Annotated in this window: 15 protein-coding genes; 9 read left to right on the forward strand and 6 right to left on the reverse strand. The window is 62.7% G+C overall.

Going from position 1 to position 18,862, the window contains the following annotated elements; translation table 11 throughout:
- Positions 1 to 214 precede the first annotated feature (214 nt).
- Both AC1D1B_RS26535 and AC1D1B_RS26540 read left to right on the forward strand, forming a co-directional pair.
- Positions 215 to 1,003 (forward strand): acetoacetate decarboxylase, encoded by a 789-nt coding sequence (locus AC1D1B_RS26535; protein WP_477336118.1) that lies wholly within the window; start codon positions 215 to 217, stop codon positions 1,001 to 1,003.
- Positions 996 to 2,156, forward strand: coding sequence for a patatin-like phospholipase family protein (locus tag AC1D1B_RS26540; RefSeq protein WP_477335828.1), 1,161 nt, complete (start codon positions 996 to 998; stop codon positions 2,154 to 2,156). Before AC1D1B_RS26535 ends, AC1D1B_RS26540 begins: the two co-directional genes overlap by 8 nt.
- A gap of 330 nt (positions 2,157 to 2,486) precedes the next feature.
- Here the strand turns inward: AC1D1B_RS26540 and AC1D1B_RS26545 are convergent, their stop codons facing one another.
- Both AC1D1B_RS26545 and AC1D1B_RS26550 read right to left on the reverse strand, forming a co-directional pair.
- On the reverse strand, positions 2,487 to 4,088 hold the full coding sequence (locus tag AC1D1B_RS26545; RefSeq protein WP_477335830.1) for an inorganic phosphate transporter: 1,602 nt from the start codon (positions 4,086 to 4,088) through the stop codon (positions 2,487 to 2,489).
- A 164-nt stretch (positions 4,089 to 4,252) separates the two neighbouring features.
- Positions 4,253 to 4,789 carry a TetR/AcrR family transcriptional regulator gene (locus AC1D1B_RS26550; RefSeq protein WP_477335832.1) on the reverse strand — a complete coding sequence of 179 codons (537 nt, stop codon included), beginning with the start codon at positions 4,787 to 4,789 and terminating at the stop codon, positions 4,253 to 4,255.
- Between the two features lie 141 nt (positions 4,790 to 4,930).
- On the opposite strand from AC1D1B_RS26550, the gene AC1D1B_RS26555 reads away from it, so the two are divergent.
- Entirely contained in the window at positions 4,931 to 6,247 is a 1,317-nt protein-coding gene (locus tag AC1D1B_RS26555) for an efflux RND transporter periplasmic adaptor subunit (protein WP_477335834.1), read from the forward strand.
- A complete protein-coding gene (locus AC1D1B_RS26560; protein WP_477335836.1) occupies positions 6,244 to 9,327 on the forward strand; it encodes an efflux RND transporter permease subunit in 3,084 nt (1,027 codons plus the stop codon). The genes AC1D1B_RS26555 and AC1D1B_RS26560 overlap by 4 nt, the downstream gene beginning before the upstream one ends.
- A 162-nt stretch (positions 9,328 to 9,489) precedes the next feature.
- Here the strand turns inward: AC1D1B_RS26560 and AC1D1B_RS26565 are convergent, their stop codons facing one another.
- The gene (locus AC1D1B_RS26565) at positions 9,490 to 9,951 is read right to left on the reverse strand and encodes a L,D-transpeptidase (protein ID WP_477335838.1); all 462 of its coding nucleotides are present in this window, start codon (positions 9,949 to 9,951) and stop codon (positions 9,490 to 9,492) included.
- 348 nt (positions 9,952 to 10,299) lie between these two features.
- Between AC1D1B_RS26565 and AC1D1B_RS26570 the strand changes: the two genes are divergently transcribed.
- Positions 10,300 to 10,632 carry a hypothetical protein gene (locus tag AC1D1B_RS26570; protein WP_477335840.1) on the forward strand — a complete coding sequence of 111 codons (333 nt, stop codon included), beginning with the start codon at positions 10,300 to 10,302 and terminating at the stop codon, positions 10,630 to 10,632.
- Between the two features lie 33 nt (positions 10,633 to 10,665).
- Positions 10,666 to 10,836: a hypothetical protein gene (locus AC1D1B_RS26575; protein ID WP_477335842.1), complete on the forward strand. Its 171-nt coding sequence runs from the start codon at positions 10,666 to 10,668 to the stop codon at positions 10,834 to 10,836.
- Positions 10,837 to 11,030: 194 nt separating this feature from the next.
- Here AC1D1B_RS26575 and AC1D1B_RS26580 read toward each other — a convergent pair whose 3' ends face one another.
- A complete protein-coding gene (locus AC1D1B_RS26580) occupies positions 11,031 to 11,735 on the reverse strand; it encodes a winged helix-turn-helix domain-containing protein (protein WP_477335844.1) in 705 nt (234 codons plus the stop codon).
- Positions 11,736 to 11,780: 45 nt separating this feature from the next.
- On the opposite strand from AC1D1B_RS26580, the gene AC1D1B_RS26585 reads away from it, so the two are divergent.
- Together AC1D1B_RS26585 and AC1D1B_RS26590 are read left to right on the forward strand one after the other, a co-directional pair.
- On the forward strand, positions 11,781 to 12,557 hold the full coding sequence (locus AC1D1B_RS26585) for a response regulator transcription factor (protein WP_477335846.1): 777 nt from the start codon (positions 11,781 to 11,783) through the stop codon (positions 12,555 to 12,557).
- A 135-nt stretch (positions 12,558 to 12,692) separates the two neighbouring features.
- Positions 12,693 to 14,777, forward strand: coding sequence for a GAF domain-containing sensor histidine kinase (locus AC1D1B_RS26590; protein WP_477335848.1), 2,085 nt, complete (start codon positions 12,693 to 12,695; stop codon positions 14,775 to 14,777).
- A 293-nt stretch (positions 14,778 to 15,070) separates the two neighbouring features.
- Here the strand turns inward: AC1D1B_RS26590 and AC1D1B_RS26595 are convergent, their stop codons facing one another.
- On the reverse strand, positions 15,071 to 15,451 hold the full coding sequence (locus tag AC1D1B_RS26595) for a hypothetical protein (protein ID WP_477335850.1): 381 nt from the start codon (positions 15,449 to 15,451) through the stop codon (positions 15,071 to 15,073).
- Between the two features lie 517 nt (positions 15,452 to 15,968).
- Between AC1D1B_RS26595 and AC1D1B_RS26600 the strand changes: the two genes are divergently transcribed.
- A complete protein-coding gene (locus tag AC1D1B_RS26600) occupies positions 15,969 to 17,171 on the forward strand; it encodes an aromatic ring-hydroxylating oxygenase subunit alpha (RefSeq protein ID WP_477335852.1) in 1,203 nt (400 codons plus the stop codon).
- Between the two features lie 210 nt (positions 17,172 to 17,381).
- On the opposite strand, the gene AC1D1B_RS26605 is transcribed toward AC1D1B_RS26600, so the two are convergent.
- Positions 17,382 to 18,794 (reverse strand): aminotransferase, encoded by a 1,413-nt coding sequence (locus AC1D1B_RS26605; RefSeq protein WP_477335854.1) that lies wholly within the window; start codon positions 18,792 to 18,794, stop codon positions 17,382 to 17,384.
- Positions 18,795 to 18,862: the final 68 nt, after the last annotated feature.

An 18,862-nucleotide genomic window follows, 5' to 3' on the forward strand; every position in this document is an offset into this window, starting at 1 on the left:
CGCGAATGGTGGAGGAGCTTTGGCGCACATAGTTTGTGCACCGCAACATAACAATGGCATGACCATATGTCATTGCGATTACAATGTTGTGATCCCTCACGAGTGCCTTGAAGCTGGCACCGAAGTGACACGACATGGCACTGTCATGCTGCCGTGCAACATGATCGTCCTGCACGTCTCGCACACATCATTCCTGAATCAATGGGTGAGCAATTTGGAAATCGCCGATGTCGTGAAGCGGGCCTATGCGATGCCGCTGACCAACCCCTCCTTCCCGCCCGGACCCTATCGCTTCTTCGATCGCGAATACGTCATCATCACCTACCGCACGACGCGCGAGGCGCTCGAAGCGGTGGTGCCGGCGCCGCTGGAGATCGACGAGCCGCTGGTCAAATACGAATTCATCCGCATGCCCGATTCAACCGGCTTCGGCGACTACACCGAAACCGGCCAGGTCATCCCGGTGCGCTACCAGGGCCAGCATGGCGGTTACGTCCATTCCATGTATCTCGACGACGATGCGCCGATCGCCGGCGGCCGCGAGCTGTGGGGGTTTCCGAAAAAGCTCGCCAACCCCAAGATTGTGCATGAGGGCGAAGTGGTGGTCGGCACGCTGCACTATGGCAGCGTTCTCTGCGCCACCGGCACGATGGGCTACAAGCACAAGCCCGCCGATCACGATGCCGTGCTCGCCGCGCTTGCCGCGCCCAACTTCCTGATCAAGATCATCCCGCATGTCGACGGAACCCCACGCATCTGCGAGCTGGTGCGCTATTACCTGACCGACATCACGCTGAAGGAAGCCTGGACGGCGCCGGCCGCGCTCGATCTTCGCCCGCACGTCATGGCCGATGTTGCGAAATTGCCGGTGCTCGACATCGTCTCGGCCGTCCACTTCAAAGCAGATCTGACGCTTGGCCTCGGCGAAGTCGTGCATGATTACCTCGCCGAACACAGCCAGTCTGCTGCCGGCGCGACCAGACTGGAGAAAGTCAGTGCTTGAGCGTAACCGCAGCAAGGCGACTGCCGCCACGATCGCGGAAATCTCGGCGCAATATGACCGCGTCGCGCTGGTGTTCCAGGGCGGCGGCGCGCTCGGCGCTTACCAGGCCGGCGTTTACCAGGCGCTGGCCGATGCCGGCTGCGAACCGACCTGGCTGTCCGGCGTCTCGATCGGCGCCATCAATGCCGCCATCATTGCCGGCAACGAGCCGAGCCGCCGGCTGCAGCGGCTGGAACAGTTCTGGCAGACGGTTTCGGGCCGCAAGATCTGGCCCTATACGCCGGAAGGCGACATCTACCGCGATATCCGCAACCAGACATCGTCATTCATGACGATGGCGATGGGCCAGCCCGGCTTCTTCAAGCCGCGCTCGCCCAATCCCTGGCTCCAACTGGCGGGCGCGGAAGGCGCTACCTCCTTCTATGACACCGCCGAGCTCAAGGATACGTTGGAGAGCCTGATCGACTTCGATGTGCTGAACGACGGCAAAAAGCGGCTGAGCGTCGGCGCGGTCAATGTCCGGACCGGCAATTTCGTCTATTTCGACACTGAGAGGGTGCGTATCGAGCCGGAGCATATCATGGCCAGCGGCGCGCTGCCGCCGGCCTTCCCGTCGATCCGCATCGAGGGCGAGTATTACTGGGACGGCGGCATCGTTTCGAACACGCCGCTGCAGTATCTGCTCGACCAGGAAGAGGACCGCTCCTCACTGGTGTTCCAGGTCGACCTGTTCAGCGCCCGCGGCGTGCTGCCGCGCGGCATGGCCGACGTGCTGTCACGCCACAAGGACATCATGTATTCCAGCCGCACACGCCAGAACACCGACAATTTTCAGCGCATCCATGCGCTGAAGATGAAGTTGCTCGATGCGCTGAAGCGCGTCCCGCCCGAGGCGCTGAAGGACGGCGAGAAGGAATTGATCGCCGATTATTCGGATGCCGGCGTCGTCAACATCGTCCACCTGATCTATCAGCACAAAGGCTACGAGGGCCACGCCAAGGATTATGAATTCTCCGGAACGTCGATGCGCGAGCATTGGGAGATGGGTCTGGAGGATACGGAACGCACGCTGCGCCACAAGAAGTGGCTGATGCTGCCGACCAATGCCGACGGCGTCACCATCCACGATTTGCACCGCGAAGACCCGACTTAAGGGTTCTGGTAGAAGGACAACTCGACGGGGTCTTTCCGGTATAGGAAATCGCCGCGATCGAGTTCCTTCACACCCCCCTCTGTCCTGCCGGACATCTCCCCCGCAAGGGGGGAGATTGGCAGTTTGTGCGTCCCGTCGGCTTTTCGACATTGGAGATTGGCGAAGGCAGAGGCGGCATCGATCTCCCTCCTTGCGGGGGAGATGGCCGGCAGACCAGAGGGGGGTGCTGTCCCTCCAGCGCTTCGAAATAGCTCCGTAGAACATCCCTAAGACAAAAAGGCAGCGCCGATCACCGGGGCGCTACCTTTTCGTTGAAGCCTTATCACCCGCTCAGAACACCTGGCGGAAGATGATGAACAGCACGAAGGCCAGCGTGATCGAGCACGGCAGCGTCAGCACCCAGGCCAGCAGCAGGTTGCGCACCGTCGACCACTGCAGGCCCGACCCGTTGGCCGCCATGGTGCCGGCAACGCCAGACGACAGCACATGGGTGGTCGACACCGGCAGGCCGAAGCGGTCGGCCATGCCGATGGTCACCATCGCCACCAGTTCGGCGGCCGCGCCCTGGCCATAGGTCAGATGGCTTTTGCCGATCTTCTCGCCGACGGTCACGACGATGCGTTTCCAGCCGACCATGGTGCCGAGGCCGAGCGCCAGTGCCACCGCGATCTTGACCCATAGCGGGATGAACTTTGTCGCGTTGTCGACGGCCTTGTGATAGTCGGTGACCGCCTTCAGGTCGGCGTCTTGCATCGGCAGCAGCTTCTTCTTGTCGATCAGCTTCAGCGCCTCGCCGATCAGATAGATGTCGTTGCGGGCGTTGCTGACTAGGTCGGTCGGAACATTGCTAATCGAAGCATAGGGCTGCAACGAAGCCGTCGTGTTGTGGATGTAGGTCTGCAGCGCGACCGTCGTCTGGTCACTCCAGCTCCTTGTGCGCACGGCATCCTGCACTGCTGCCTTGGCGTCGGGGACCGTGACGCCCGGCTTGATATAGTTGCCGAGCGCCGTCTCGACGCCGACCGATGCCGCCTTGTAGGCCTCGAGATAGTTGATGTCGGGCGTGCGGTTGAGCGCATAGGCCGTCGGCACGACGCCGATCAGGATCAGCATGATCAGGCCCATGCCTTTCTGGCCGTCATTGGAGCCGTGCGCAAAGCTGACGCCGGTGCAGGTGAAGATCAGCAGGGCGCGGATCCACCATGGCGGCGGCGTGTTGCCCTTCGGCGCCTCATAGAGAGCAGGATTACGGACCAGAAGCTTCATCACATAGAGCAGGACGAAGGCGGCGAAGAAGCCGACGATCGGCGACACCAGCAAGGTGATGCCGACATTGGTCGCCTGGCCCCAGTCGACGCCGCTGGTGGCGCTGCCGGCCGGCGCCATGAACTGATTGGCGAGGCCGACGCCGATGATCGAGCCGACCATCGTGTGCGAGCTGGAAGCCGGCAGGCCGAGGAACCATGTGCCGAGGTTCCACAGGATCGCCGCGACGAGCAGCGCGAACACCATGGCGAAACCCGAGGAAGAACCGACCTGCAGAATGAGTTCGACCGGCAGCAGCGACAGGATGCCGAACGCAACCGCGCCGCTGGAGGTGAGAACGCCAAGGAAGTTGAAGACGCCCGACCACATGACGGCAAATTCGGCCGGCATGGACCGCGTGTAAATCACCGTCGCCACCGCATTGGCGGTGTCGTGGAAGCCGTTGACGAACTCGAAGCCCAGCGCAATCAGCAAGGCAATGCCAAGCAGGATCCACGGCACGGTCTTGGCCACCGCCAGATCCTGGCTGAGCGCATAGCCGACATAGATGACACCGACGAGCACAAGCACGCCGAAGGCCGGCAGGAACCATTTGGCACCGCCCGTTTGATTGAGCGGATGGTCCGGTCTCGGGATCCCCGCCTCGCTAGAAACAACGTCCACCATCGTCCCACTCCGTTTTGCACTGCAGCAAAAGAACTGAGGATGACGCTATGGCTGGTCGATGAAGCTGGTGTGACGGCTATGGTTTTTTGATCGCGCAAGCAAGTTGCAGCGCCGGGACTCAGCGGGTGGCGACGGCACCACGCGCACTCTCACGACGCCCTGATTTACCCCGCAATCTCCAGCAGCGCCGATACCAGCAGACGGCGTTCGTCGGTGGAAAGCACGTCGGAATCGAAGAGGTTCATGCTGCGCAGCCCTTCGATGGCGAGAAAGCAGACCAGCAGCGCCTTGAGGTCCGGCGTCTCGCTCTTCAGCCGCTGCAGCAGCTGCGACTTGAAGGCTTTTATCGGCGTCAGGAAATCCGGATCCTCGGCGATCGCCGAGAAGATCCACGAGGCCGTCGGTTTCGGCTCCTCGCAATCATCCGCCGAGAGCCGGATATAGGTGGCAAGCAGGCTATCGCCGCTGGCGCCGGCGACGCGGCCCGATTCCAGCGCCAGCTCGAAAGCGCGCAGGTAATTCTCCACCAGGCCCTGCATCAATTTGGCCTTGGTCGGAAAGTTGTAAAGCAAGCCGCCTTTCGACACGCCGGCGCGGCTGGCGACGGCATCAAGCGACAGACTGCCGGGGCCTGCCTCGCGTGCTACATCGGCGGCTGCGGCGAGTATCTTGTCGCGCGAATTTGCCCTTCGGGTCTTCATTGATCCGTTCCCCCACATGAGCCTAGGCGGAATTGACAAGACCGTCCAGACGGTACAGTAAGTTCGCCGTCATTTGTAATCGGGACTTGCGGTCGATAAGTCCCGCTATTTGGCTATTTTGCCGGACCGAGGGGACAGTTCGTGAAGCGCTTCATCTCTATCACAGCAATTCTGCTTCTGCTCGCTCTGGTGTGCGTCGGCGTTGTCGGTTTCAACCTGTTCCGTGACAGCGCCATCAAACAGTATTTCGCCACCATGAAGCCGCCGGCGACGACCGTGTCGACGGTTGTGGTCAAGCCTTCCGACTGGACGCCGGGCGTCGAGGCGATCGGCACGGTCCGCGCCGTGCGCGGCGTCGACCTGACGGTCGAGACCAGCGGCATCGTCAAGGACATCCTTTTCCACGCCAACCAGAAGGTGCCCGTCGATTCTGTCCTGCTGCAGCTCGACGACGCCGTCGAACGTGCCGATCTCGTGGCGGCCAAGGCGCAATCCGTATCCGACCAGACGGCGCTGGAACGCGCGCTGGAACTGCAGCGGCGCGGCGTCGGCACGGATGCCACGCTCGACACCGCGCAGGCGGCTGCATCGGCCTCCGCCGCGCAGGTCAACAAGCTGCAGGCCGTGCTTGATCAGAAGCAGTTGACGGCGCCGTTCGCCGGCACTGTCGGCATCCCGAAGATTGACCTCGGTCAATATCTCTCGCCCGGCAACGCGGTGGTGACCTTGCAGGATCTGGACACCATGCGGGTCGATTTCTCGGTGCCCGAACAGCAGCTGCCACTGCTCAAGAATGGCCAGACGGTGCGGCTCGGCCTCGGAGGCAGCGGCGGCGGCGCCGACATGCCGTTTGCCGGCGCCATTCGCGGCATCGACCCCAAGATCGACGCTTCGAGCCGCCTGGTGTCCGTCCGCGGCGAGGTCGCTAACCCTGACGGCAAGCTGACGCCCGGCCAGTTCGTCCAGGTTCGCGTCGAGCTGCCGCAGGAGAAAAATATCCTGTCCTTGCCGCAGACGGCATTGACGTCGAGCCTCTATGGCGACTTCGTCTTTGTCGTCGTGCCGGCGAAGCCAGCCGAGGCGGGCGCAGCTCCGCCGGCCAAGGCCGAGGACCAGAAGCCGGCGGCCGACAAGCCGGCCGACGATACCGCAAAGCCGCAGGCCGAAGCCGCCAAGCCCGCCGCCGACGCGGCGAAGCCCAAGGACAAGGCCGCCGACAAGAACGCTGCCGACGCCGGTAAACCGGCCTCTGAAGAGGAGAAGCCGGCGCTTGTGCTGTCGCAGGTGTTCGTGAAGCCAGGCCGCCGCAACGACGGCATGGTCGAGATCGTGGAGGGCATCAAGGCCGGTGACGAGGTGGTCACCGCCGGTCAGAACCGTCTCTTCAACGGCATGTCCGTTGCTGTCGACAACACCATTGACCCCAGCAAGTCGGCTAACCAGCAGGCTCAGCAATGAACTTTTCCGACATCTTCATCCGCCGGCCGGTTCTCTCCACCGTCCTCGCCTGCATGATCCTGCTCCTAGGTTTCCAAGGCATCTTCAACCTGTCGATCCGGCAATATCCCAAGGTCGACGAGACGGCGATCACCATCACGACCGCCTATCCCGGCGCCAGCGCCGACTTGATCCAGGGCTTCATCTCCGCCCCGATCGCGCGTGCCGTCGCATCGACCGAGAACATCGACTACGTTACCTCGTCCAGCCGCCCGTCTTCGAGCACTGTCGTCGTCCAGATGAAGCTCGGCTCCAACCCCGATGTCGCGCTGACCGAGGTGCTGTCCAAGGTGCAGGGCGTGCGCGGCACCTTGCCTGACGCGTCGAAGGATCCGGTCATCGTCAAGGGCACCGGTCAAGAGTTCGCGATGATGTACATCTCGATGCAGAATCCGAACATGACCAAGGAGCAGCTCACAGAGTACATCGAGCGGGTCGTACGGCCGCGTATGTCGACGGTGGAAGGCGTCGCCGACGTGCAGATCTTCGGTGCCGAGGAATATTCGATGCGCGTCTGGATCGACCCGGTCAAGCTCGCTGCGCGCGGCGTCACCGCTGCCGAAGTGCTGACCGCGATCAACAACTCCAACTTCCTGTCGGCGCCCGGCAACACCCAGAACGAATATGTCGTGTCGTCGATCACCGTTCGCTCGACGCTGCAGACACCGGAGGCCTTTGCCGAGCTTCCGCTGCGTTCGACCGACGGACWGGTGGTGCGGTTGCGCGACGTCGCGCGCGTCGAACTCGCAGCCGAGAGCACCGACACAAGGGTGAGCTTCAATGGCAAGCCCGGCACCTTCCTCGCCATTTTCCCGACGCCGGCCGCCAACCCGCTGACGACGGCGGAGGCGATCCACAAGATCGTGCCTTTGATTCAGGACACGCTGCCGAAAGGCATGACCATCGAGATCGTCTACGATTCCACCGAGCAGATCAGCGCCTCGATCGACGAAGTGTTCAAGACCATCGCCGAGGCCGTCGCCATCGTCGTCGTGGTCATCCTGTTGTTCCTCGGCTCGTTCCGCTCGGTGATGATGCCGATCGTGACCATCCCGCTGTCGCTGGTCGGCGTCTGCTTCCTTTTGTTTGCGGTCGGCTATTCGATCAACCTTCTGTCGCTGCTGGCCATGGTGCTGGCCATCGGCCTTGTCGTCGACGACGCCATCGTGGTGGTGGAGAATATCCATCGCCATATGGAGGAAGACCACATGTCGCCGATGCAGGCGGCATTCAACGGCATGCGCGAGATTTTCTCCGCCATCGTGGCCATGACCATCACGCTGGCCGCCGTGTTTGCGCCGCTGGCCTTCACCGGCGGCCTGACCGGCGCGCTGTTTCGCGAGTTCGCAGTGACGCTCGCCGGCTCGGTTGTGCTGTCCGGCCTCATCGCCGTCACCATCACGCCGATGATGGCCGCGCGTCTCCTCAAGGCCGGATCGCACAGCCGCTTCCAGCGCATTGTCGACGGCACCTTCAGCCGCGTCGAGCATGTCTACGAGCGGGCGGTCACCGCCTCCCTGAGAAATCGGCCGGTGACGCTGCTGATGGTCGTCGCGCTGGTGGCGCTCACCGGCTTCATGTTCACCAAGACCTCGAGCGAACTGGCGCCGGAAGAGGATCAGGGCTTCCTGCTGTCGATCGTAACGGCACCGCGCTATGCGACCTCGGACTACACCGAGACCTACGTCAACCAGATTCTCGGACTGGTGAAGGACATTCCCGAGACCAGGGCACAATTCTCCGCCGTTGCCTTTGGCGGCGCGACCAACGGCGCCTTTGTCGGCTTCGCCTTCAAGGATTGGGCCGAGCGTCAGCGCAATTCAAAGGAGCTTCAGGCCGACATCCAGGGACGCCTCGCCAAGGTCGCCGGCGTCGAGGCCTTCGTCTTCGCGCCGCCGACGCTGCCCGGCTCCGGCGGCGGCCTGCCGATCTCCATGGTGGTGCGCTCGACCGGCGGTTCCGCCGAGGTCTACGAAGCGGCCGAGCAGATCAAGAACAAGGCGCAGGCCTCCGGCCGCTTCATCGTCGTGCAGAACTCGATGTCCTTTGACGCGCCGCAGGTGACGGTGACCATCGACCGTGACCGCGCCGCGGCCCTCAACCTGCCGATCGCCGACATCGGCCAGACGCTGACGCTGCTGGTCGGCGGCGCCGAAGTGGCGCAGTTCGACCGCGACTCCAACAGCTATGACATCATCCCGCAGGTGCCACAGGAGTTCCGCGACAATCCCGAGAAGCTCGGCCAGTATTTCGTGCGCAGCGTGACCGGCGAGATGGTTCCGCTTTCGGCGGTGGTGAAGATTTCGACCAACGCCTCGCCGGCCGCCATCGAGCAGTTCAACCAGCTGAACTCGGCGACGATATCAGCGCTGCCACTTCCCGGCGTCACCACCGGCGACGGGCTGCAGACCCTGGAGAACCTTGCCAAGGAGAGCCTGCCCGACACCTTCTTCATCGACTACTCCGGCCAGTCCCGGCAGGAGAAGGAGCAGGGCAACACGATCCTGATCGCTTTCGCGGCCGCCGTCATCGTCATCTACCTGGTGCTGGCAGCGCAGTTCGAAAGCTTCCGCGACCCGCTGATCATCATGATGGCGGTGCCGCTGTCGATCTTCGGCGCCATCGTGCCGCTCAATCTGGGGCTTGGAACGCTCAACATCTACACGCAGGTTGGCTTGATCACGCTGATCGGCCTGATCACCAAGCACGGCATTCTTCTGGTCGAGTTCGCCAACCAGCAACGCGAGGTGCATGGCATGCGGCGGCGCGATGCGATCGTCGCCTCGGCCAAGGTGCGCTTGCGGCCGATCCTGATGACGACCGCGGCGATGGCGCTCGGCGTCGTGCCGCTGATCGTGTCCAGCGGCGCGGGTGCCGCGGCGCGCTATTCGATGGGCCTGGTGATCTTCACCGGCATCCTGGTCGGAACCATGTTCACACTGTTCGTGGTGCCGATGTTCTACACTTTCATCGCCAGCAAGGACTTGCCGCATCACGCCGAAAAGCCCGACCCGAAGCTGATGCCGGTGCACGCCGACTAAGCGCTGCGCGGAACTGCCAAGTGCAAAGAAAAAGAGGCCGGAAACTTCCGGCCTCTTTTTTTGACTGGATTGATTACCGCAACGCTCCTGCTGGAGCTTCGGGGGAGCCTGCGGTAAAGCGCGGCGTCGGCCAGACTTCACAACCGCTCCAACCGCAGTCTGCTACTTGACGATGACGATGCTGGTGTTGGTCGGGCCGAAGGTTTCGACCAGCTGGTAGAATTCGGCGGCATTGTCGGGATGCAGCCGCACGCAGCCATGCGACGCCGGCTGTCCCAGCCGCTTGATGGCGTTGGTCGCATGCACCGCGTAGCCACCGCTGAAGAACACCGAATGCGGCATCGGCGCGTTGTCATATTTCTTCGAATACCACATCTCATGCATGCGGGTCGGCTTGAACGAACCGGTCGGCGTGACATGCGCCCTGTCGCCGGTCGAGACCTTCCAGGCGAAGGTCGGCCGGCCGTCGACCAGCACTTCCATGGTCTGTTGCGACAGCGAAACGCGCGCCACGATCTGGTTTGCCGCGGCGTGCGCCGTGCTGTTGGCGGCGCCAAGCAGGAGCGCGGTGCCGGCAGCGGCGGCGGTGACGTTGATGAGTTTGGCGGAAATGGCTTTGTACATGATGGCTCCCCTTTTGCCGGCCCGGCCGACGTCAATTCGATGACCGCCTTATCCCAACGTCATGTTTCAAGCTGACTTCGCTTGATGCTCGTTTGTGTTTCGAATCTGTTTTCCTCTGGTTAACAAGCAAGGACGGTCAAGGGAGCAGCAGAGGGGGGTGCTTTCCGGTCTGCCCGGCTAACTCTCGATCATGACCCAACCGCCAAACGAAAGTGCGAATATCCTTATATGAAAGGAGTTTGGCTTCGCTCGAAACCGACTTGCAACAAAGCGCGGCGCGGGCGGCATGATCTGGTTACAGGCCGGCGGCACAGTCATCCCAACGAGAACAGCCGGCGCGAAACGAAAATGAGCATCAGATCGACCACCCTGTCCTGGCTCTTCAGGACAAGCATCGCCGCACTTGTCATCGGCGGTATCGGCACAGTAGCCGGCACCCCGATGATGAAACTGGCGGTCATGAATTCGGGTGAGGTTTCGACGCTGCATGCCGCGCTGTTCATAGCCTTGGTCTGGATTGTCTCCAGTCTGCGCATCAACCGTCTCAAGGCCTTCTGGCGGGTCGGCCTTGGGTTGAAGTGGATGCGCGGCCCCTCCGGCAACTTGCTGCCGAGAGGACCGAAGGCCCGCGCCGCAGCGGGGGGCTCCGTGGGCGGCGCGGGCACTTCGGGTTTATCCTGAAGTACCCGCGGTTCTGATTTTGAGGGATTACCGATGAAGACGAAATCTGCTGCCTCGGTGCTTTCGGCGCTGCTCTTCGCACAAGGCCTGCTCGGCTTTGCCGGTCTCGCCACGGTTCTCCTGAAGTACCGCGCGCATGCCGCCAGCGAAATCGAAGTCGCCAGCGAATTGCCGCCGGGACCATCGCTTCTGGTGGTACGCTAAAGCCTATGCATGCCACCCAAAATTGCGCAGCGGTTTTGGGTGGACCGGCAAATAATCTTCTATTGCCCCTAGAGCAGTTCACCGTTTCACGGAAACGGCGACCCGCTCTATCTATTGGTTTTTACGCAATTCCCAAGGGAAAGCGCTACGCGCTTTTCCCCGGAAAACCGCTTCACATTTTTCCTGGAATTGCTTTAGTCGGCGCGCTGCGTCGGCGGGTCGAACCGGTAGCCGGCGCCGCGTATGGTGATGATGGTTTCGGTGTCGAGCTTGCGGCGCAGCCGCACAATGCGCGAATCGATCGAGCGGTCGAAGGCATCGGCATTTTCGGCCGGCGCCGCCGCGATGATGTCGTCGCGCGTGAGCACCTTGCGCGGGCTGGCCAGAAACAGCCTGAGCAGCGCCACCTGGCCAGGCGACAGTTGCTCTTCCGCACCCGAGCGGTGCATGACGATGGCCGACCGCAAATCGACGGTGGCATTTTCCAGCACGATCAGTTCCTGGGCGGACCGGCCGCGCCGCGTCAGCAAGCCGCCAATGCGCGCGGCAAGCTCCCGGACATTGAGCGGGCTCTCAACGACGTCCGCGGCGCCAAGCTCGAGCGCCAGCACCTTGTCGACCAGATCGGCCGGCCGGCAGATCAGGATGAAATCCGGCCCGGCCTTCCCATCCACGCTCTGGCCGCCGCCATAACGCCTGAGCAGGTCCCGCCCGTCCGCCTGGCTGACGCTGTCGCCGACGACGACGACATCTATGCCTCCGGCCGAGAGCAGGGATTCAGCTTCCCAGGGTTGCCGCGCCTCGCGCACGTCATGGCCACGCCGGTCAAGATGGTCCGCGAGATCACCGGCCACCACATCGGCGACGGAAACCAGCGCGATGACGGATCGTGCAGCCATATTTTCTTCCCCTGCCCCTGCAACCGGATATGAGTGCTGGACATCATGTTTATACCCAATCTACTTTCTGCTGAAAGCGGGAGCGAGGCCATAGTGCGGGCACGAATTGTCATCGTCGAGGACGAGCCCGATCTCAGGGACGCAGTCGCCGAGTATCTCGGCGCCAATGGTTACGATGTGACCCAGGCCGGAAGCGCTGCCGAGGCGCGCACCTTGCTCGAGACCGAAGCGTTCAACCTGGCCATCCTCGACATCGCCATGCCCGGTGAGGATGGCCTGTCGCTCGGCCGCTGGCTGCGCTCTAAAATGCCGATCGGCATCATCTATGCCACGGCAGCCGGCACCGCGCTCGACCGCATTGTCGGGCTGGAGCTTGGCGCCGACGACTACATCGTCAAGCCCTATGAGTTGCGTGAGGTGCTGGCCCGGGTCCGCTCCGTGCTGCGCCGGGTTCCGCAACCGAGCCCGCCGCAGGCCGCCAAGGCGCAAGCCGATGGCGGGCGCCGGCTAAGCTTCGGTCAATTCCAGGCCGACCTCGACGGCAGGCTTGTCACCGGCGCCAACGGCACCGTCATCGACATGGCCAAGAGCGAGTTCGACGTGCTGGAGGTTTTCCTGACCCGCGCCAACCGGCTGTTGACGCGGGCGGCGATCTCCGAGGCGATCGGCTTCGTCGAGGATCCTGAATCGTCGCGCGCGGTCGACATCCGCATCATGCGGCTGCGCAAGAAGATCGAAACCGACCCAGCCAACCCGAAATTTTTGCGCACCGTGCGCGGCGAAGGCTATATCTTCTCGCTGCCGACCGGCGATGGGCACTAGCAATTCCAGGAAAAGCGCGTAGCGGTTTTCCCATAGGAATTGCGTCGAAACAAAGAGAGGGAGCGGTGCACCGTTTCTGTGAAACAGTGAGCCGTTTCTGAGCCCACCACCCACGGCCCTGTATAGATGGCTGACATGACCGCTGAACCACGCATGGACCTGAAAGGCGTTCGACAGGGCGCGGCGATGGCGGCCGTGCGTGTCGTGCGCCGGCTGCGCGAAGCCGGCGACTGGCAGCGCGAGATGGACACCATCCTGGAGACGCTGTGCGTCGCCATGCACTGCCAGCGCGGCATTCTGTTCAGGCTGCGCGAATTGCCCGGCCAGGGTTTTGCCCAGTCGGTCGCCGCCTACTGGATCGACCCGCGCTTCGGCGGCGAGCTGGCCTCGCCGACGGTGATCATGCAATCGATCGTCGATAACGACCCGCTGCTGGAGCGGATTTCGGAGGACGAGCGGCAAGGCAAGATCTTCGCCGGCCACACGCGCAACCTCGACGGTTTCCTCAGGACCGATTTCGAAAAGCAGCACATCAAGTCGTTCCTGTCGGTGTCGGTGTTCGCCCACGGTCATCTGTGGGGAACGCTTGCGGTCAACGACTGCGTCAGTGAGCGTGAGTGGACCGACGAGGAAGAGGCGGCGCTGCACATCATCGCGCTCGCCATCGGCGACGCCATCGAGCGGTCGCCGTCGGATGCCCATGCCAGCGAAGTCATCCGCCGTACCATGTTGCAGGCCTCGCTCGACGCCATCATCGTCATCGACGAGACCGGCTCGATCATCGAATTCAATCCGGCCGCCGAAAAAATGTTCGGCTTCCAGCGCAGCGACATCCTCGGCAAGGACCTGCTCGATACGGTGGTGCCGGAATATTATCGCAAAGGCTACGCCTCGGGGGCCGAGTATATGTCTGGCCGCGGCGCGCCGATGGTTGGCCAGCGGCTGGAGACGGTGACCCAGAATGCGGCCGGCGAGGTGTTTCCCATCGAGCTGACGGCAACCGAGATGCGGGTTGCCGACCGCCACCTGATCCTCGGCTCGATCCGCGACCTGCGCGACAAACTGCGCGCCGAGGAAGAGATCAACCGCCAACGCGAGAAACTGCACCAGAACGAGAAGATGGCGGCGATGGGTTCGCTGCTGGCCGGCGTTTCGCATGAACTCAACAACCCGCTCGCCGTGGTCGTTGCGCAATCGACGCTGTTGCATGAATTCGCCACTGACCCGCAGACCAAGGTGCGCGCCGAAAAAGTGCGCGCCGCCGCCGAGCGCTGCGGCCGCATCGTCAAGAGCTTCCTGTCGATGGTGCGCCTGCACCCCGCTGCCCAGGCCGAAACCGATCTCAACCAGGTGATCCGCGCCGCGCTCGAAGTGACCGCCTATGGCGCGCGTTCGAGCGGCATCATCATCGACACCGATTTCGCCCCCGGCCCGCTGCTGGCGATGGCCGACGCCGACCATGTCACCCAGGTGGCCGCCAACTTTCTGATCAACTCCCAACACGCTCTGGCCGGTATTGGCGGTGACCGCCTGATCAAGGTGCGAACGTTTCGCAGCGACCGCGGCAATCCCGGCTTTTCAGTCGAGGACAATGGACCGGGCATTCCGGAGGCGATCCGCGGCCGCATCTTCGAATCCTATTTCACCACCAAGCCGGTCGGTGTCGGCACCGGCATCGGCCTGTCGATCTCGAAATCGATCGTCGAGCGGCACAATGGCAATGTCTGGTTCGAGGAAGTGTTGCCGCGCGGCGCGCGCTTCGTCGTCCAGCTGCCGGCGATCACCAGCGGCGCAGCCGCGGTCGGCGACAGCCCGGCCCGTTCCAGCGGCTTGCGCCACGCACTGATTATCGACGACGAACCCGACGTCGCCGGCTCGCTCTCCGACATTCTGGAACTGATGGGCATCAAGTCGCGGATCGTGCCGGTCTGGACATCGGCGGCCGCAACCCTGACTGGCCACATGCCACCCGACATCGTCTTTTCCGACCTGCGCATGCCCGGCATCAGCGGCATAGCTATCTACCGCGAATTGCTGGCCGAGAAATCGGCGCTCGCCAAACGCTTCGTGCTGGTCACCGGCGACCTGATCGGCGCCAAGGCCGAGATCGAAGCGTTGCCGGTGCAGCAACGCCCTCAGATCCTGGAAAAGCCGTTCTCGACGCTCGACGTCCGTGGCGTGCTCTCGGCAATAGCCGACCAGGTCGCCGCCGCCGGCTGACTTTTCCGAAGCACCCTAGGGTCTATCGAGATTCGGGTCAGGCCGAGCCGAGAACGGTGGACGCCGAGAACCGGACCGGAGCGTACTTTGGGTACGTGAGCACCGGCCTACGCCGGCCGTAGCCTTCACAGCCTCGGCATTCATGAGAGCTTCGGCCGGCGAAGGCCGGAAGCGCAGGCGACCATCGTTCGCTGGCCGGCCTCACCCGAATCGTAGACCCGGAAAAAAAGAGGCTCCCAACCGGCAGGACGGCGGGAGCCAAAAAGGAGCGCGGGAGGAAGCGCTCGGGAGGTTCAGAAAACGTTGGGCGTCGTGGTCAGCGGCGCAGCGTTGGCGATCATGCGGATGGCACGAGCCTTGTGCACGCCGGACTGCGCGGCGATGACGCGCAGGCAGTCCGCGCTCTCGGCTCCCCAAGCCTGGCCCTGGCAGGCAAAATCGATTTCCGCCTCTGGCAGCCGGGCGGTCTTGATGGTGGTTGGCGCGCCCTCGACGACATTGGCCGGCGGGTTGAGCGAAGCAAAGGCCGGACCGGAAGCCGGTGTCAGGAACAGGACGGCAAGGGCGCAGGCGCCCAGCATTGAGAACATCGCGACCGGATGATCGCTGGCGCGCTGGCGCAGTGCCAGTTTGGCGCGCCGTTCGTTGCTGGCTGTCTCGGCTTTCGTAAACATTGTTGCTCCCCTTCGTTTTCTTATGAAACGAACTTAATCGCGCCCGGTAACCGGCGAATGATGCGCTTGGCTTGCCCGCGTAACAGGTTTGAAACAAGAAACTCGGGCATATCCGGGCATATCCGGGCATGTGCCGACGGCAGGATTCGTTTGCGAAGCTGTTTCATGCGCGCAATCAGAACGTTGACGACAGGCGGGCCGTAGACACAGCAAAGCCCATCGCTGGCCAGTCGAACTATGAACAAGCTCACACTGCGGATTGAATTTGCGCACGGCAGGCATTTTTCGTCTCCGAGCAGGGTCGCTTTTGCACGCCCAGCGGGGCCAAATCCGCATGCTGGACGGCCGTTTCAGGACCCCGGTTAACGCCCGGATTTTCCGGGATTTTCTTCGATCGAAGCGGCTTCGAGCTGGCTCGATTACATCGTCGAGAAATCGATCGATTTCCGCAAGCCATTGCATTTCAATGCAAAATATGATTTTATTGAATGAGTATTCAACAAAAGAAGAGCTTTTTATGAACCCGCACCTCCGTGACGTGGCGATCCCCAATGATTGGGACCGGCGGGGCCTGCCGGGTTGGAGTTATCATTCCGACGCGCTTCTCGAACTCGAGAAGGAATACGTCTTCCGCAACCATTGGCAGATCGCCGGCCATATCTCCGACGTGCCGAATGCCGGCGACTATCTGACCATGGACGTGGTCGGTGAGCGGGCGCTGATCGTGCGCGGCAAGGACGGCGTCGTGCGCGCCTTCAACAATATGTGCAGGCATCGCGGCAGCCGCGTCGTCGCCGACAGCCAGGGCACCTGCAAGAATGCGCTGGTCTGCCCGTTCCATGGCTGGGTCTACAATCTCGACGGCACGCTGCGCGGCGCAGCCCGCCCGCGCTCCTTCCCCGAACTCGACAAGACCGAATTCGGCCTGATGCCGCTCGACCTCGAAATCTGGATGGGCTTCATCTTCATCCGCTTCCGCAAGGGCGGCCCACAGCCTTCGGTGGCCGAACTGCTGAAGCCGATCGAAGCCGAGATGACTCACTACAATGTGGCCGAGATGGTGCCGTCCTGGGGTATCTGGACGCAGAAGTCGCCGGTCAACTGGAAGTCGGTGCGCGACGTCGACAATGAAGGCTACCACGTCGCCATGGCGCATCCGGCGCTGCAGGATCTCTACGGCGCGACCTATTTTGACGAGCCGTTCATCAACGGCGTCTCGCGTTCCTTCGCCACCTACAATCCGCATGCGGGCCGGCGCTGGAGCGTGCGCGAATACATCAAGCTCAAGCCTGATGCGTCGCATCTGCCGGAGCATCTGCGCAGGGCCTGGATCTATTACGGCATCTTCCCCAACAACGCGCTGTCGATTATGCCGGAATCCGTGCAGTTCTATCAGGAGTTCCCGCTGTCGACCGGTGAGACGCTGTTGCGCGGCGCCATCTACCGCTACCCCGACGAGACCAGGGAACAGGCAGCGGCGCGCTATCTCGCCTACCGCATCGACCGCGACACCATGAACGAGGATGTCCAGCTTTCCGTGTGGTCGAACGAGTCCATGATTTCGGAGGCCTTCGAAGGTTTTTATCTCTCCGACCTCGAATACGGCGTGCGCACCCACCACGACCATTTGCGCAAGCAGATCCCGGTTCTGGGCCTGGAGACGGCGCCGGAGGAAAAGGACATGTGGAACCTCAACGACGCCATGCGGTCGCAGGTTTAGATGCGGCGACGGTGAGAGTCCCTCTCCCCGTCACTATACGGGGAGAGGATGCCGGCAGGCAGGTGAGGGGCAGCACAAAGCCGGCGAGGTTATCGCCTCAGACAGATGACCGCGAACGGCGCTGGGCACGGCCAACCGCCGATGTTCGCGCCGCCCCTCATCCGCCCTTCGGGCACCTTCTCCCCGTGAAACGGGGAGAAGGAAGAGCCTTCACCCCTGCCACACCCCTTCTTTCCTCAAATCATCCATGGTCCGCGAAATGCCCTCGCGCAGGATGGCCACCATGTCGTCGATCTGCTCGCGCGTAATGATCAGCGGCGGCGACATCACGCACATGTTGATCAGCGGCCGGACCAGCAGGCCGAGCTCGTGGCAATGGGCGTCGATGCGCTTGCCGACATCCTTGTCGAGCTGCAGCGGATCCTTACTTTCACGGTCGGCAACGCATTCGACGCAGCCCATCAGGCCCATGCCGCGGACTTCGCCGACCAGCGGCAGTTCCTCGAGCGTCTTCAACTGCGCCTGGAAATAGGGCGCGACATCACGCGTATGGGCAAGCACGCTGTCTTCGAGGATGTCGAGGTTCTTCAGCGCCACCGCGCAGCCGATCGGATGGCTGGTGTAGGTCAGGCCATGGCCGAACAGCGCATCGGGATGGTTGGAGCGGCGCATTTCCTGAAGCAGCCGTTCCGAGATGATCACACCGCCGAGCGGGAAATAGCCTGATGTGACGCCCTTAGCGAAGGTGATCATGTCGGGATCGATGCCGAACACGTCGCCGGATGCAAAGACATGGCCGAGCCGGCCGAAACCGGTCACCACTTCGTCGGAGACATAGAGGATGTCGTTGTCCCTGCAGATCTCGCGGATGCGCTTGAGATAGCCATCCGGCGGCACGACGACGCCCCCCGAAGCCTGCACCGGCTCGCCGACGAAGGCGCCGATCTTCTCAGGCCCGACACGCGCGACCGTATCGCGGAACTGATCGACGAGGAAATCGGCAAAATCGGCGACGCTCATGCCTTTTGGCCGCCGGAACGGATCGGGCGACGACAGCTTGACCACCAGATCGTCGGCGCCGTCCATCCAGTCGCGGTCACGCGGCCGTCCGTTGAGCGAGGCCGACAGATAGGTCGAGCCGTGATAGGCGCCGCCGCGGCTGAGGATCAGCTTCTTTTCCGGTCGCCCGCGCACATTGTTGTAGAACTGCATGAAGCGCAGCGCCGTTTCCACCGCAGACGAGCCGCCGGTGGTGAAGAAGGTATGGCTGAGATCGCCCGGCGCATGGTCGGCGATGCGCTTGGCAAGCTCGGCCGACGGCGCATTCATCGTGTACCAGGGCGTGTTGTAGGACAGCATCATCGCCTGGTCGTACATCACCTTGGCCAGTTCCTCGCGGCGGTGGCCGACATTGATGCACCACATGCCGGCCGGCCCGTCGATCAGCCGCTTGCCTGTGACGTCGGTGATGTAGATGCCATCGCCCTCGCCGATCAGCGCGCGCGCTTCATTGCCAACCGAGCCGGCATAGGGCCAGGGCTGGACAAGATGGCGCTTGGCCAGCTCGACCGCATCGTCGTCGCCAGTCATCTCCATCGCTCTTAGGTCTCTTGCAGCCGCCATCATTGCCTCGCAGGTCTTGAGCGTATTTTTCGTCGGGCACAAAACGAAGCGCCAAGCGTTGAAAAGCG

This window comes from Mesorhizobium sp. P2_C5_2, assembly GCF_056404535.1.

What these genes read in the sequence shown, in the direction of transcription:
- AC1D1B_RS26545 (WP_477335830.1), bottom strand. Translation starts at nt 4,088, where the DNA reads ATGGTGGACGTTGTTTCTAGCGAGGCGGGGATCCCGAGACCGGACCAT.
- AC1D1B_RS26550 (WP_477335832.1), bottom strand. Translation starts at nt 4,789, where the DNA reads ATGAAGACCCGAAGGGCAAATTCGCGCGACAAGATACTCGCCGCAGCC.
- AC1D1B_RS26580 (WP_477335844.1), bottom strand. Translation starts at nt 11,735, where the DNA reads ATGGCTGCACGATCCGTCATCGCGCTGGTTTCCGTCGCCGATGTGGTG.
- AC1D1B_RS26585 (WP_477335846.1), top strand. Translation starts at nt 11,781, where the DNA reads ATGTTTATACCCAATCTACTTTCTGCTGAAAGCGGGAGCGAGGCCATA.
- AC1D1B_RS26595 (WP_477335850.1), bottom strand. Translation starts at nt 15,451, where the DNA reads ATGTTTACGAAAGCCGAGACAGCCAGCAACGAACGGCGCGCCAAACTG.
- AC1D1B_RS26590 (WP_477335848.1), top strand. Translation starts at nt 12,693, where the DNA reads ATGACCGCTGAACCACGCATGGACCTGAAAGGCGTTCGACAGGGCGCG.
- AC1D1B_RS26605 (WP_477335854.1), bottom strand. Translation starts at nt 18,794, where the DNA reads ATGGCGGCTGCAAGAGACCTAAGAGCGATGGAGATGACTGGCGACGAC.
- AC1D1B_RS26565 (WP_477335838.1), bottom strand. Translation starts at nt 9,951, where the DNA reads ATGTACAAAGCCATTTCCGCCAAACTCATCAACGTCACCGCCGCCGCT.
- AC1D1B_RS26570 (WP_477335840.1), top strand. Translation starts at nt 10,300, where the DNA reads ATGAGCATCAGATCGACCACCCTGTCCTGGCTCTTCAGGACAAGCATC.
- AC1D1B_RS26575 (WP_477335842.1), top strand. Translation starts at nt 10,666, where the DNA reads ATGAAGACGAAATCTGCTGCCTCGGTGCTTTCGGCGCTGCTCTTCGCA.
- AC1D1B_RS26600 (WP_477335852.1), top strand. Translation starts at nt 15,969, where the DNA reads ATGAACCCGCACCTCCGTGACGTGGCGATCCCCAATGATTGGGACCGG.